Source organism: Ferrovum sp. PN-J185, from assembly GCF_001581925.1.
In the GTDB taxonomy this organism is placed as follows: domain Bacteria; phylum Pseudomonadota; class Gammaproteobacteria; order Burkholderiales; family Ferrovaceae; genus PN-J185.
Window position 1 is genome coordinate 62,781 of record NZ_LQZA01000001.1, and the last position, 12,832, is coordinate 75,612.

Below are 12,832 nucleotides of genomic sequence, written 5' to 3' on the forward strand. Positions count from 1 at the left end.
GGAGTTTGGGAATGCATCACGATTCTGATGAAGTTCATTTTGATGTTAAGTCGATTCCAAACCTCAGGCGTAAACTCGTCATTGCTGTCGCAGTGATTGTATTAATTGCGCTATGGGGTGGGATTAAACGTTATCTTGACTACAATAAAGAGGCAAAATGGAGCGCTGAACAAGCAGTAGAATCTGTTGCTGTTATTCATCCTCATATTGGTATTCATGGTAACACCTTGGTTTTACCAGGTACTTTGCAACCTTATATCGATGCGCCAATTCTTGCCCGGGTGGATGGCTACCTTAAAATTTGGTATCACGATATCGGCGCCAAAGTAAAAAAAGGTGAGTTGCTGGCTGTAATTGATACCCCTGAGTTAGATCAACAACTCAGTCAAGCGAAAGCCAATCTAGTCAGAAAAAAGGCTGATGAAAAATTAGCTGAAGTTACCATGAAACGTTGGAAAGCTTTACTAGCTAAAGACTCGGTATCAAAGCAGGAAACGGATGTACATATTGCAGACTTTGAGGCACGTAAGGCTGATGTATTAGCAGCTAAAGCTGATGTAGCAAGAATTGAAGCCTTTGAAAATTTTAAACGAGTGGTGGCTCCCTTTGACGGAATTATTACTGCCAGAAAAACTGACGTGGGTTTTTTAATTAGTGCAGGCAAAGGTACTGAACTCTTTAATGTCTCAAGCGTTGATCCGCTGCGTTTGTATGTTCCCGTACCTCAGGTCTACAGTGATCAAATTAAAAATGGCCAAACTGCTACCTTAACCGTGCCAGAATTTCCAAATCGTACCTTCTCGGCCAAAGTGGAAACCACATCAGGTGGAATTAGTAATACCAGCGGTACCATGTTAGTTGAGTTATTGGTACAAAACATAGATGAAACGCTAAAACCAGGTGACTATTCTCAAGTAAGATTTGATTTACCTGAAAATAAGAGTGCTGTACGTGTTCCATCAAGTTGTCTTATTTTTAGATCAGGTGGTTTGAGAGTGGCGGTGCTTGGTGCTGACAATCATGTAATGTTAAAACCGATTGTTGTGGGTAGAGATTACGGTAGTGAGGTTGAGGTAGTGAGTGGTTTATCGATTAATGACCAGGTCATTGATAGTCCCTCTGACTCTATTGAGAACGGTGATTTGGTTAAACCACAAACTAATTCTGGTAATCAATCAGGTGGACATTGATCATGAAACAGTGGTATTTGGCTCTCGTTGCTTTACCAATTGTACTTAATGCGTGTTCTTTTGCGCCGGATTACAAGCGCCCCGATGTACCTCTAGCAACTAATTTTAAAGAGGATGGAGTATGGCGAACAGCAGCGCCAATGGATGACAAGTCTAAGGGCGATTGGTGGCATTACTTTAATGATTCAGTTTTAAACGAGTTAGAGGCTAAGATTGACAAGGGCAACCTTCAGTTAGGTATTGCTCTAGCACGTCACGATCAAGCTTTAGCAATTGCTAATGAAAACGAGGCGCAACTTTATCCCGAAGTGGATGCATCAGGTAATTACTTAACCAATCGTCAATCACTCAATAGACCCTTAAGAAGCTCAAGTCTCAATTATAGTGTGTATGGTAATACCGCTATTGGTGCTGGTATTAACTATGAGTTAGATTTTTGGGGAAGACTTCGTAATCAAGCCAAAGCCTCCGCCTTATTAGAACAGGCAAGTCGCGCTGATATTGAAACTGTGCGCTTAAGCCAACAGGCATTGCTCGCGTCAATATATTTTCAGCTGAGAGGCTATGACACTCAAATTGCTATTTTTAAAGACTCTATTAAAGCCTATGAGCGAGAGTTCACTATTATTAAAAATAGGCATGATGAAGGAGTGGTCTCTGGTTTAGATGTGGCAAGAGCTGAGAGTTTATTGGATCAAGTAAAAGGGCAATTACAAGATTTACTAGCCCAAAGAGCTAATCTTGAACACGCCCTTGCAGTATTAATAGGTGAAAGCCCTAGCTCTTTTAGTGTGGCGCCAGTGGATAATTTTGTAGAGGCTTACCCACATTTACCTACTGAACTTCCTTCAGCAGTGCTGCAACGTCGTCCAGATATTGCTGCCGCAGAAAGACGTGTGGCATCAGCCAATGCTGAAATTGGTGTAGCAAAAGCTGCTTTTTTCCCGACCATTAATCTTTTAGCCTTTGGCGGATACCAGAACAGCGGTTACGGTAATCTTTTAACCACTCCTAATAGTACCTGGATGTTAGGGCCCTTAGCCTTCTTGCCTATCATTGATGAGGGCAGAAGACAAAGTTTAGTTGACTTGGCTAATGCACAAAATAAAGAGTTAATTGTGACTTATCGTCAAACCGTTTTAAACGCCTTTAAAGAAGTAGAAGACAGCATGGCGTCTCTCAATCACTTACAAAGCCAATTAACAGAACAGTCAAAGGCAGCTATCGCAGCTAACACCACTTATGATTTAGCGGTTAACCGCTATTTAGGAGGGGCTAGTAGCTACCTTGAAGTCATTGATGCAGAAAACACAAAACTAACAACTCAAATTGCAGAGACCAAAGTTAAATCAGCACAAATGATTGCCGTGGTGAGCTTTGTTAAAGCCATTGGTGGCGGATGGTGATTTAAAAATGTTGCAAAAGCGCAACAATAGTGTTGTTAGTTTACAAATTACCTTTACAAAGTGGATTAATTCAATAGTTTCACGTTATAGTTAGACTATGAGAGCCTAGTTACTTGGGTTTTTACTGTTTTTGTAAATCTTTTAAGTTAAGTTTTACATAATTCATTTTTAATAGATGGAGTTTACACATGAAAAAATCGCTACTCGCTTTAGCAGCTTTAGCAAGCGTTGCATCAGTTGCACACGCTCAAGATGGTATTCAGTTATACGGTGTTTTAGATGCTGGTGTTGTTCAAGCAACTAACAGCGGTAATATTTCACCTAACTTTGTAACTGGTCAAACACCTACAAGTGCTCCTTACCTTGCTAATAGCACCCACTTAGGAACTGTTACAGGTATGATGAACGGTGGTGAATCCGCTACTCGTTGGGGTATTAAAGGTAATGAAGATTTAGGTCAAGGCCGTAAAGTTGGCTTTACATTAGAATCTGGTTTCAGTATTAATAATGGTCAACTAGCAACCTCAGGTTTGGCTGGTTCTAGCAATATCTACTCAAATGCTGATACGAGTTTGAATGGTCAGTTGTTTGGTCGCCAAGCTCACTTGGATTTATCTGACCCAACGTATGGTATGTTACAGATTGGTCGTGTTTATAACGTTCAAGCTGACATCATCACTGGCGGATACGATCCAGTTGACTTCCAAATGTTCTCACCAATTAACTTCTCAGGCTCATATGGTGGTGGTGGCTTTACAGATAACTTCCGCGTTGATAATTCATTAAAGTATATTAAAAACTACGGAAACTACACCTTTAAATACTTACATTCATTTGGTGGTATTTCAAATAGTTATGGTGCAAGAAGTTCCGATCAAGCAAGTTTGGGCTATGAAAATGCTCGATTTGGATTACAAACAGCATATGAGTACACACATGATGTAAGCAATATTGGTTTCCCAGGCACTTTCACGAGCTCGGCAATTTCTACAGGAGCTTCTGGAGTTCCAATTCCAAATTCTGTAAACGTATCATATTTTGATTTACGTTCATTCATGATAGCTGGCAAATACAACTTTAACAGTAAATTCACTGTAAAAGGTGGTGTTGAATTAATTCAATACTCTGCACCTAGCAATTTAAGTGCAGACCAGGCCTTAACTAGCATTTACTCTTATACAGTGGCTAATGTTGGCTTAGCATCACAAAACGGTTTCAATAAAACTGTTAATGTATTTTGGTTAGGTGGTAATTATAACGTTACAGATCGTATTAAACTTTCTGCTGGTTACTATTACGCTGCTCAATTGCCTGGTGCTGAGAATGGCGTACAGTTAAATGGTGCTGATCGTTATGCGTCATTTGCAGCTGAATACTACTTAAGTAAACGTACAAACTTCTATGCTGCAGTTATGAATGATACCAAAACCGGTTCTGAAGCTTTAAATTACGGAATTGGTTACCCTTCAGTATTCAATACCTACGGTATTGGTGTACGTACCAAGTTCTAATCTCACACTGGCTTAGTCCAGTTAAGATTAGTGTAGTAAATATAACCCGCTATAGAAATATAGCGGGTTTTTTTGAGACCATATAAATTACAAATTTTTACAATTATTATTATTTTTATATATTTACACACTTATAGATACAAATATTTTGAAATAAAAGAGTTAAGAAATTTAAACCATTTTTTTTTATTGTAGTTGTTAATACAAATTAACCTATAAAGGTTGAATATATGGTAGTTAAAGAATATAGGCTTGGCCAAAAAGTAGACAATTATCTTGCACAAGATAACCATCTTATTTTACTGACCGGAAAACTACTTTATGTAAACTCTTCGGACAGTAAATTATTTGATACTCCACAAATTATTAATCAAAATAAAGAGTACTTTTCTTCTAGTGATGAATTTTTTATACCCATTGAAAACACCCAAATAGCAGTTGTTCCAAAAGAAGAAAATAAAAGCACTAAATCAAATAAAGTAACTGTAGATTCAAAGAATGACAAAGCTTTATATCAAAATCATACTTCGCTTGCGCAAACAGAGTCAGACTACCCCACAATTAAACAAGATTATTTTGATTTTTTAATCTCTAAAACAAAACAACATAGTCTATTAGATGTAGTGAAAATTACTCTTCAAAACGAACAAGCTAAAGTATTAAGAAATGAAATTACACAACATACTTATAGAATGACATATTCAAGAATTTCAAAACATATTGTTCCCTTTTTTAAGAATTACATGGTTGAATCAATTGCCTATGAAGATATTAACAGATTCTATAATCACTTAAGTTTAGAGGGTTATAGCGCCATTACTTTGTCGCAGTACCTAGTTGCCTTAAAAAAGGTATTAGAGACCGCTAAAGCCCACTCTTGGATCAATGAAGTACCATATATACCTAAAGTTAAAGTACAAAAAAAAGCACGAGGATGGTTTACATTGTCTGAATATAAGACACTTTATAAAGAAAGTATAAAATTATCCTTATTTCATACCGTAATTACCCCACCGTCTCATAGAAATAAACGTGATGGCATTTTCACAAATCAACAAAACTTAATAATTGGGTTAAATTGGGTCATTCGTTTTATGGTCAATTCATTTATAAGGCCCGTTGATCTTAAAATTATTCAACATCAACATATTGAAATTGTTAAAGGTAAATATACTTATTTAAGACTTAATCTTCCCGAAACCAAGAGACATATTGGACAAATAATTACTTTACCTGGAGCGGTTTTTGCTTATCAAAGTTTAGTTAAGTATTACAAACAATTTAACCTTGCTAAGCCATCTGATTATTTGTTTTTACCAGAAATTAACGACCGTCAAGCTGCTATTACTATTCTTGAAAACAACTTTAGAAAATTACTTATTCATTGTAATTTAAGAGTTTCTACAAACGGTCTAAAAAGAACTCTCTATTCTTTACGTCATTCAGCAATTACATACCGTCTTTTATATGGTAAGAAAACTGATCTCTTAACACTTGCAAGAAATGCCCGGACAAGTATAGATATGATTGATAAATATTATGCTAGCGAAGTCAGTGCGGAAATGAAAATAGATCATATTCATAGTTAAGTAGTATTCATTTTAATTATCTTGATTGTATTACTCAAAATTTTAGGTATTTTAAAAAACCACTGTTCCTACTAACTAATTATCCCTACAAAATTTATGTCATTAAAAAAACCCACTGTGTCGCCACAGTGGGTCTAGTTTTACTACACTAATCTACAAACTGGACTAGGCCAGCGTGGGATTAGAATTTAGTACGTACACCAATACCGTAGGTATTGAATGTTGAAGGATAGGCTGCACCTGCAGCAGCAGCACCTTGTTTAGTATCATTCATAACAGCAGCGTAGAAGTTTGTACGTTTGCTCAAATAATACTCAGCAGCAACTGATGCATATTTATCGTAGCCATCACCACTGGTCCCACCAGCTTGTAGAGTGACCCAGTAGTATCCACCTGATAATTTAATTCTTTCAGATAGATTGTAATCGGCACCTAACCAATACACGTTGTATTGTTTAGCTCCGCCGGCTGTGCTTGATGCAACAGTATAAGTATAAATACTTGTTAACTGTTGATCGGCTGCAAAATTACTAGGTGGTAAATACTGAACAAACTCATATCCACCTTTAACTGTTAATTTTTGGTTAAAGTTATACTTGCCAGCTAAAATATAAGATCTTAAATCATTATAAGTTACAGCTACAGCGTTGCCTGGAACAAATGTAGTTGAATTAGCTGTAATTGTACCTGGCACCGCAAGTTCTGAAACATCATGAGTATACTGATAACCACCTTGTAAACCAAAACGAGCATTTTCGTAACCTAAGGTAGCTTGGTCTGAACTTCTAGCATTGTAACTATTTGAGACACCACCAAATGAATGTAAATATTTAAAGGTGTAATTTCCGTAGTTTTTAATATATTTCAATGAGTTATCAATACGGAAGTTGTCTGTTGTACCACCACCACCGTAGAATCCTGAGAAAGCGATTGGTGAAAACATTTGGAAATCAACTGGATCATAACCACCAGCTACGATATCTGCTTGTAAGTTATAAACACGACCAATCTGTAATGTGCCATAGGTTGCATCTGATAAGTCTAAGTGTGCTTGGCGACCAAATAACTGACCGTTCAAGCTTGTGTCAGCAGCAGATAAGTTTGTGCTGCTACCAGCCAAACCTGCTTGTGCTAAAGTTCCGTTACCAATGCTAAAACCTGACTCTAAAGTAAAGCTCACTTTACGACCTGAGCCTAAGTCTTCTGAACCTTTGATACCCCAACGTGTAGCTGATTCACCACCGTTCATCATACCTAAAACTGTGCCACGGTCAGCAGCTTTTGCTGAGGAGCCAGTAGGTACTAAACCGGTTACGAAGGTAGGTGAAATATCAGCAGCGTTTGTCGCTTGTACAACACCAGCATCCAAAACGCCGTATAACTGAATACCATCTTGTGCGTGCGCAACTGATGCAACGCTAGCTAAAGCTGCTAAAGCGAGTAGCGATTTTTTCATGTGTAAACTCCATCTATTACAAATGAAGCTTATAAATTTATTATTTTATTTTTTAAATCATAAGGGTAGTTATGAAGTGGATTTATGATGGTTTACAAATGAGAAAATTATACTGTTTGTTACTAAATTAACCGTTAGATAATTTACAAATGATCAAATGAATATAATTGTCTGAGCTGGTTTTTAACAAGTTGAAATATTTCTTTCATAAAGCAATATTTTTTCTTGTTAAAACTTAACAGTTATTAACATATATTTATTCAAGAATCGGCTATGGTATCCACTTAATTTCTGTGACTAGAGTTGTTAGAATAAAACATTAAAGAAGAAATGGAAGGACCTACTATGATGATGACAGTTGATCAGTTGATTATTGCTTTTGATCGTGGTCTGAGAGTATTAGCAACTTCCCCTCAGTCAAAAAGGGCTACTCCAGCAAACGAATTTCAAGAAACCTCCCTTAGTGAGTCAGATCGACAGCATGCAGCACGATTAATGAGAATTAATCATACAGGTGAAGTATGTGCTCAAGCTCTTTATCAAGGCCAAGCACTAACAGCAAGAAGTACTCAAACACGAGATGCATTAAAAAATGCTGCGCTAGAGGAAATTGATCATCTTGCGTGGTGTGAGCAGAGAATTAACGAATTAGGTGGACGGGTGAGTTATCTCAATACGTTATGGTACTTAGGTGCCTTTAGTATGGGGGTTGCTGCTGGGATTGCAGGAGATGGTTGGAATTTGGCTTTTCTTAAAGAAACAGAAAAACAAGTTGAAAACCATTTAAATAGCCATTTACAAAAACTAGCTGTTGAAGATTTAAAGACCAGAGCTATTGTTCAAGTCATGCGAGATGATGAAAAGGGGCACGCAGAACTTGCTCAATCTTTGGGGGCCTATGAGTTTCCACGATGGTTGAAAGAGGCTATGAAACTCAGTTCATCGATTATGACTAAAACTGTCTATTGGGTTTAGCGCGTTTTTATCATAAAATGTGCACAGTTTATCCATTTTGAGTGTCTGCCATGACGAGCCTAATCTCCCCTGAGTTTAAAACAACTGTTTTAATTGAAGCCCTTCCTTATATACAACGCTTTCATGGTAAGACTATCGTCATTAAGTACGGCGGTAATGCTATGACTGATGTAGCACTGCAAGAAGGGTTTGCCCGCGATGTGGTGTTATTAAAGCTGATCGGTATGAACCCAGTGGTGGTTCACGGTGGTGGCCCACAAATTGGTGAGTTATTGAAGCGAGTGGGTAAACAAAGCGAGTTTATCCAAGGTATGCGTGTAACTGATGAAGAAACCTTGGATGTGGTGGAAATGGTCTTGGGTGGATTAGTGAACCAAGATATCGTCACGTTAATTAATCGGGCAGGAGGAAATGCGGTTGGGTTAACAGGTAAAGATGGTAACTTTATCCATGCCAGAAAACTAAAGATTCGCAATCCTCAGTTATCTGACGAAGAGATTGATATTGGTCAGGTGGGGGAAGTGGTTAGTATTGACCCTAATATCGTTAATTTGCTGTCCAAACAAAACTTTATTCCAGTGATCGCCCCTTTGGGTGTGGGCGAGGAAGGTGAGGCGTACAACATTAACGCAGACTTGGTAGCAGGTAAGCTTGCTGTCACACTACAAGCAGAAAAACTATTACTTCTTACCAACACTTCAGGAGTGTTAGATAAAGAAGGTCAGGTATTAACTGGACTGAATACTTCAACTGTTCAAGCGTTAATTGCTGATGGCACTATTTCTGGTGGTATGTTACCTAAAGTGGATTGTGCCCTTGATGCAGTTAAAAATGGCGTTAAAACCTCTCATATTATTGATGGTCGTGTGCCGCATGCCCTGTTACTTGAAGTACTAACCGATGAGGGAATTGGTACATTAATTCGCGGCGCAGCTGCCAATCGGGCGCACTCTTAGTTGTTGCTCACTTAAGCGGGGTAGAGCGTCCCTAAGACAACAGGATGCTTGGCCCCCGTTACAGAAACTAGATTCCCAGGAATTCTTTGATCAAAGGCCATAGCAAACCAAGCAAAGGCGGTGGCTTCCACTTGATCCACGGGAATTCCTAATTGATCTGTACTGGTAAGAGTAACATTGGGAAGATTGGCAGCTAATCGTTCAACGAGTAATTGATTTAGTGCCCCGCCGCCACATAATACGACCTCTAACGGCAAATTACCTCTTAAAGGCTGAATCGCTCTTGCAACACATAAGGTGGTAAATTCAGTCAATGTGGCTTGTACATCTTCCGGTGTTAATTTATGCACTAAATTAAAGCTAAGTAACCAATTCAGATTAAAGGCTTCTCTGCCAGTGCTTTTAGGGGGAGGTATGGCCAAAAAGGGATGAGTCAGTAATGCATTTAATAAAGCATTATTCACTTGACCCAAACGACCCCAAGCGCCATTTTTATCATAGGCAACACCCTTACAATGCCGTATCCATTCATCTAACAAGATATTGGCAGGGCCACAATCAAAACCGATAACGGAGGCATGGGGATCAAGATTGGTAATATTGGCAATGCCACCCAGATTAACGATCACTCTGTGACAATGATCTGTACTAAACCACGCTTGGTGTACACGAGGAACCAGAGGTGCACCCTGACCACCTGCGGCAATATCACGTGCTCTAAAATCGCATAGAGTATCAATCCCAGTTAATTCAGCAAGGAGTGCACCATTAACCAATTGGATAGTAAACCCCTTGTCGGGTTGGTGACGAATAGTTTGCCCGTGGCAACCTATTGCCCTAATGGTTACTTGCGGATCTTTTAGTTGATTAACGCATTGAGCATACAGATGACTGAGTTCAATAGCTGTTGTTGTGGCAATTTCTAATTCATGTGGTGTTTCACCTGAGTAGTTAAGCTTTATCAGTGTTTTTTTTAAAGCCTCATTAAAGGGCAGGTGGGCATGACGAACAACTTGAGGAAAACTTGAACTAAAATCCACCAACACGCCATCAACCCCATCCATACTAGTTCCCGACATCAACCCGATGTAGAGTGGTGAATGAGGATTATTCGAAATTGGCTTGAGCGGTGGATGTGCCACGGATGGCATTGAGTTCTTTGATTAACGGTGCTGTGGCTGCTAAAAATTGATTTTTAGCGTGACCTGCAACATTGACAGAGGCTCTTAGATAACGACGTACCTCAGGACCCTGGGGGTCGCGTTGAACGTTATTAATCTTAAATTCATAATGTAGATGGGGGCCCGTTGCCCAACCAGTCATACCAACATAACCAATTAGCTCACCTTGGCGGATATGTTCACCAACTCGTAATCCCCTGACAAAACCTGACAGATGACCGTAAACCGTATCTACACCATTACTGTGGCGAAGTTCAATGACATTACCATAACCATTCTTCCAGCCAGCAAACACGACCGTTGCATTGGCTACAGCTTCAACGGGAGTGCCCATGGGGGCTGCTAAATCAATACCCTTATGGGCTCGCCACATCTTGAGAATCGGATGAAAGCGTTCAGTGGTAAATCCTGAGGTGACGCGTGAAAAGGGAATGGGCGAACGCAAGAAAGAGGCCTTAATTCCTACCCCTTCAGGAGTAAAGTAATCACCACCATCGGCGTTATTGAAAAATACGCGGCGATAGGCTTGTCCTTTATTAACAAACTCAGCTGCCATAATGCGACCTGGCTTGATTTGGTCAAACTCGTCAGTGTCCGCTTCATAAATCACCGAAAAAGTATCCCCTCTACGTAAATCATTGTGAAAATCAATGTCAGTAGAGAAAAGATGAGTTAATTGTCTGGTGACGCTGTCAGGGAGTCCTGCATTATCTGCTGCGGCAAAAAGTGAACTATAGATAGTGCCAGTGGCTTGCAATAGTTGTTTGGTTTCAGTAGCAGGAGCGATACTGGCTTCAAAATGATCGTTAACACGGGTAATTTTCAATATGTCTTTATCATTGAGAGGAAAGCGCAGGCTCACCAACGTACCACTGGTATTTTTTTGTATACGGATAGGTTTGCCAGGGGCCATACTCCTAAAAATCTCTTTTGCAGTTTTATCTTCTCTAATAAAAGATAGGGCTTCCTGGTCATCCACCCCCATTCTAAAAAGAAGAGAAGCCAAGGTGTCACCATTATGGACGCTGTCTTGCTGCACATATAAGCCAGGTGTGGCAACCCCTGACAATTGGGTACGGGTAATGTCTTCAATAACAGGAGTAACACCATGACCACCGGTGGAGAGCCCTGGAGTAATACCAAAGGCTGTTGCCACACCGAAACTGAGCATTAGTAGCGAAGCTACCATACCGCTGCGGCGTGAATCTGAAGCCTTTGTTAGTGAATTTTGAGTTAAAATCCAATGTTTAATATCTTGGATTTTGATTTTTATAGTTTTCATCTGCGTAAGTTTACCAGAAGCTGGCTTTTTGGACAAACCGGCAAATTGTGTCAATTTTTAACGATTTTCCTGTAGGACTCGCCTATTAAATGAGCATATTAAGTGATTTTGATGAAATTAAACGTGGTAGTGATGAAATCCTACCAGAAACCCAATTTAAAGAGCGTCTAGCCACTGGTAAAGCGCTTAAAGTTAAAGCAGGCTTTGACCCCACAGCCCCTGATTTACATCTGGGGCATACGGTCTTGATCAATAAAATGAAAACCCTGCAAGACATGGGGCATGATATTGTCTTTTTGATTGGTGATTTTACTGGGTTAATAGGCGACCCTACTGGGCGTAATGCTACCCGTCCGCCTCTTACTCCTGAACAAGTGGCGCAAAATGCAGATACTTATCAAGCGCAGGTATTTAAGATTTTAGATCCCAAGCGCACTACCATTGCTTTTAACTCTACCTGGATGAATGAGTTGGGGGCTGCTGGGTTAATTAAACTTGCTGCAACGCATACTGTGGCACGTATGTTAGAGCGTGATGACTTTGCTAAGCGCTTCAAAAGTGAGCAGCCCATCGCCATTCATGAGTTTCTCTATCCTTTAGTACAAGGCTATGACTCAGTTGCTCTTAAGGCTGATTTGGAATTGGGGGGTACTGATCAGAAGTTTAATTTACTTATGGGTCGTGAACTACAAAAGCATTTTGGACAAACTCCACAATCCATACTCACTATGCCGCTTTTAGAGGGGACGGATGGTATCAACAAAATGTCCAAATCACAAAATAATTATATTGGCATTAACGAAGAGCCTGGCAGTCAATTTGGTAAATTGATGTCTATTTCTGATGAGTTAATGTGGCGATACTATGAATTATTGTCCTTCTCCTCCTTATCAACCATTGCCGGCTACCAAAAAGAGGTGCAGGAAGGACGTAATCCCCGTGACATTAAAGTATTGTTAGCTCAAGAGATTGTTAGGCGTTTTCATGGGCAGCAGGCAGCAGTTAAAGCGTTAGAAGACTTTGAATCACGTTTTCGTCATGGTGGGGTTCCTGAGGATCTGGAAGAGAGGGTGATCTCTGTAGGGGAAAAGGGCTTGGCATTACCGCAACTGATGAAACAAATCAACTTGGTGGAGAGCTCTAGTGAAGGGATACGCTTAATTCAAAACAATGGTGTTAAGTTTAATGCAGAAACCATTCGTGATAAGGCTTTCTTAATGCAACCTGGAATGGCTGGCGTGATACAAGTTGGTAAACGTAAATTTGCTAAGGTGAAATGTACATAA

10 protein-coding genes are annotated in these 12,832 nt (G+C 39.6%); 7 read left to right on the plus strand and 3 right to left on the minus strand.

All coding sequences use genetic code 11. From position 1 onward, the window contains the following. The first annotated feature begins 11 nt into the window (after nt 1-11). From FV185_RS00370 to FV185_RS00385, 4 genes are all read left to right on the plus strand, one after another. Nucleotides 12-1,190, plus strand: coding sequence for an efflux RND transporter periplasmic adaptor subunit (locus tag FV185_RS00370; RefSeq protein ID WP_067492497.1), 1,179 nt, complete (start codon nt 12-14; stop codon nt 1,188-1,190). A gap of 2 nt (nt 1,191-1,192) precedes the next feature. Then, nucleotides 1,193-2,596, plus strand: coding sequence for an efflux transporter outer membrane subunit (locus FV185_RS00375; protein WP_082786961.1), 1,404 nt, complete (start codon nt 1,193-1,195; stop codon nt 2,594-2,596). Between the two features lie 188 nt (nt 2,597-2,784). Then, the gene (locus FV185_RS00380) at nt 2,785-4,107 is read left to right on the plus strand and encodes a porin (RefSeq protein ID WP_067492498.1); all 1,323 of its coding nucleotides are present in this window, start codon (nt 2,785-2,787) and stop codon (nt 4,105-4,107) included. Between the two features lie 230 nt (nt 4,108-4,337). Next, nucleotides 4,338-5,696 carry a phage integrase SAM-like domain-containing protein gene (locus FV185_RS00385; RefSeq protein ID WP_067492500.1) on the plus strand — a complete coding sequence of 453 codons (1,359 nt, stop codon included), beginning with the start codon at nt 4,338-4,340 and terminating at the stop codon, nt 5,694-5,696. Between the two features lie 181 nt (nt 5,697-5,877). On the opposite strand, the gene FV185_RS00390 is transcribed toward FV185_RS00385, so the two are convergent. Beyond that, nucleotides 5,878-7,152 (minus strand): porin, encoded by a 1,275-nt coding sequence (locus tag FV185_RS00390; RefSeq protein WP_067492502.1) that lies wholly within the window; start codon nt 7,150-7,152, stop codon nt 5,878-5,880. Nucleotides 7,153-7,500: 348 nt separating this feature from the next. Between FV185_RS00390 and coq7 the strand changes: the two genes are divergently transcribed. Together coq7 and argB are read left to right on the plus strand one after the other, a co-directional pair. Further along, nucleotides 7,501-8,127, plus strand: coding sequence for a 2-polyprenyl-3-methyl-6-methoxy-1,4-benzoquinone monooxygenase (gene coq7, locus FV185_RS00395; protein ID WP_067494123.1), 627 nt, complete (start codon nt 7,501-7,503; stop codon nt 8,125-8,127). A 50-nt stretch (nt 8,128-8,177) separates the two neighbouring features. Further along, the gene (gene argB / locus FV185_RS00400; protein ID WP_067492504.1) at nt 8,178-9,083 is read left to right on the plus strand and encodes an acetylglutamate kinase; all 906 of its coding nucleotides are present in this window, start codon (nt 8,178-8,180) and stop codon (nt 9,081-9,083) included. A gap of 11 nt (nt 9,084-9,094) precedes the next feature. On the opposite strand, the gene FV185_RS00405 is transcribed toward argB, so the two are convergent. Both FV185_RS00405 and FV185_RS00410 read right to left on the minus strand, forming a co-directional pair. After that, on the minus strand, nt 9,095-10,234 hold the full coding sequence (locus FV185_RS00405) for an anhydro-N-acetylmuramic acid kinase (RefSeq protein ID WP_067492506.1): 1,140 nt from the start codon (nt 10,232-10,234) through the stop codon (nt 9,095-9,097). After that, on the minus strand, nt 10,191-11,546 hold the full coding sequence (locus FV185_RS00410; RefSeq protein WP_156474137.1) for a M23 family metallopeptidase: 1,356 nt from the start codon (nt 11,544-11,546) through the stop codon (nt 10,191-10,193). Before FV185_RS00410 ends, FV185_RS00405 begins: the two co-directional genes overlap by 44 nt. A gap of 89 nt (nt 11,547-11,635) precedes the next feature. Between FV185_RS00410 and tyrS the strand changes: the two genes are divergently transcribed. Continuing rightward, nucleotides 11,636-12,832, plus strand: coding sequence for a tyrosine--tRNA ligase (gene tyrS / locus FV185_RS00415; RefSeq protein ID WP_067492510.1), 1,197 nt, complete (start codon nt 11,636-11,638; stop codon nt 12,830-12,832).

What these genes read in the sequence shown, in the direction of transcription:
- FV185_RS00375 (WP_082786961.1), top strand. Translation starts at nt 1,193, where the DNA reads ATGAAACAGTGGTATTTGGCTCTCGTTGCTTTACCAATTGTACTTAAT.
- FV185_RS00410 (WP_156474137.1), bottom strand. Translation starts at nt 11,546, where the DNA reads ATGAAAACTATAAAAATCAAAATCCAAGATATTAAACATTGGATTTTA.
- FV185_RS00405 (WP_067492506.1), bottom strand. Translation starts at nt 10,234, where the DNA reads ATGCCATCCGTGGCACATCCACCGCTCAAGCCAATTTCGAATAATCCT.
- coq7 (WP_067494123.1), top strand. Translation starts at nt 7,501, where the DNA reads ATGATGACAGTTGATCAGTTGATTATTGCTTTTGATCGTGGTCTGAGA.
- argB (WP_067492504.1), top strand. Translation starts at nt 8,178, where the DNA reads ATGACGAGCCTAATCTCCCCTGAGTTTAAAACAACTGTTTTAATTGAA.
- FV185_RS00385 (WP_067492500.1), top strand. Translation starts at nt 4,338, where the DNA reads ATGGTAGTTAAAGAATATAGGCTTGGCCAAAAAGTAGACAATTATCTT.
- FV185_RS00380 (WP_067492498.1), top strand. Translation starts at nt 2,785, where the DNA reads ATGAAAAAATCGCTACTCGCTTTAGCAGCTTTAGCAAGCGTTGCATCA.
- FV185_RS00370 (WP_067492497.1), top strand. Translation starts at nt 12, where the DNA reads ATGCATCACGATTCTGATGAAGTTCATTTTGATGTTAAGTCGATTCCA.
- FV185_RS00390 (WP_067492502.1), bottom strand. Translation starts at nt 7,152, where the DNA reads ATGAAAAAATCGCTACTCGCTTTAGCAGCTTTAGCTAGCGTTGCATCA.
- tyrS (WP_067492510.1), top strand. Translation starts at nt 11,636, where the DNA reads ATGAGCATATTAAGTGATTTTGATGAAATTAAACGTGGTAGTGATGAA.